The 1,088-nt window shown below is 55.1% G+C and carries 1 protein-coding gene; it reads left to right on the forward strand.

Going from position 1 to position 1,088, the window contains the following annotated elements:
* Window positions 1–105 precede the first annotated feature (105 nt).
* Window positions 106–1,053, forward strand: a complete 948-nt coding sequence (locus ACZYUB_RS16595; protein ID WP_463949342.1) for an IS30 family transposase — start codon at window positions 106–108, stop codon at window positions 1,051–1,053.
* Window positions 1,054–1,088 lie beyond the last annotated feature (35 nt).

Consider the following 1,088-nt stretch of genomic DNA (forward strand, 5'->3'; position numbering starts at 1 on the left):
CGCGAATTCAGATAATAAATGCAACACCCATGGTGCATAGGAGAGAAGAGGCCAACTGCCGGTTCTGGTACGCTTTTTCTCGCCAAAGAAACAAAGCGGAACACCATGAGATACCAGCAGTTGACCGAAGGACAACGATACCAGATCGCCTGCCTTCATGACCATGGCTTGAGCCAAGCAATGATTGCCCGCAAGGTGGGTGTGCATCCATCCACCATTAGTCGCGAACTCCGTCGCAACCGGTGTGCGCAAGGTTATCAACCAGCAGAGGCTCATCAATCGGCCACCCTGCGACGATGTTCCAGCAGCAAATATCGTGTCCCGGAAGATACCCTTATTTTCGTGACCATGGCGTTGGCCGCAGACTGGAGTCCGGAGCAGATAAGCTCGGTCTGCAGGCGCATTGGTTGCCCTGTCAGTCATGAGTGGATCTACCGCTATGTGGCGCAGGATAAGGCCAACGGTGGCAAGCTGTTCCGTCACTTGCGGCAAGGCCACAAACGTTACCGTAAGGGACAGAATGCCAAGCGCTGCGTGATCCCCAACCCGGTATCGATCGATGAGCGCCCAGCGATAGTCGACTCTCGTAGCCGATTGGGTGACTGGGAGGTGGATACCGTTTCGGGCAAACAAGGTAGTGGTGCCATCGTGACACTGGCCGAGCGTAAGAGCCGACTCTACCTAGTGCAGTATGTGCCAGCCAAGACGGCAGCAGCAGTGGCCGATGCCATCATCTGCATGCTAGAGCCCTACAAGGCACATGTTCATACAATCACCGCGGACAATGGCAGTGAATTTGTGGAACATGAGCGAGTAGCCAAGGTGCTAAATGCCCAGTTTTACTTCGCGCATCCATACAGCGCGTGGGAGCGAGGTCTGAACGAGAACAGCAATGGCTTGTTGCGGCAGTATGTGCCCAAGGGCAGCGACCTGAGCCAGCTCAGCCCGGATGAGTTGTCGGCCTTCGAGCGGCGACTCAACCTCAGACCGCGCAAATGTTTGGATTTCAGGCAACCCCAGATCGTGTTTGATGAACTACGACAGGTTGCCTGATTTGGCGGGTGTTGCACTTCGAAGTTGAATTCGCG

The organism is Pseudaeromonas sp. HNCC25DJ182, assembly GCF_055413365.1.